The organism is Pseudoalteromonas sp. SIMBA_162, from assembly GCF_046535955.1.
Classification (GTDB): domain Bacteria; phylum Pseudomonadota; class Gammaproteobacteria; order Enterobacterales; family Alteromonadaceae; genus Pseudoalteromonas; species Pseudoalteromonas marina.
The window spans coordinates 1-260 of record NZ_JAWJBQ010000636.1; the positions used below are offsets into that span (position 1 = coordinate 1).

Sequence of the window (260 nt, forward strand, 5' to 3'; positions counted from 1 at the left end):
GACCTTTACATGATCGCTTGCCTGCGGCTGCTCACAGCCCTCTGCCTCGCTGCCCTGCTGGCAGCTTGCGCCAGCTCGCCCTCATCCAGCCTGGGCGAACTGCCGCGCACCCCGGACGCCAGCATCGAGCAACTGCTCGAAAAGGCCGCTTCCAGCAAGTCTGCGGAAGACGCCGCACTGCTGCGCCTGAGCGCGGCCGACCTGGCCTACAAGCAGAAGGATTTCCCACGCGCCGCACGCATTCTTGAGCAAGTCCCGCT

The 260-nt window shown here is 65.8% G+C and carries 1 protein-coding gene; it reads left to right on the top strand.

All coding sequences use genetic code 11. From position 1 onward, the window contains the following. Positions 1 to 260: penicillin-binding protein activator (locus R0J88_RS21200; protein WP_410901056.1), on the top strand; the 260-nt coding region annotated here is incomplete at both ends.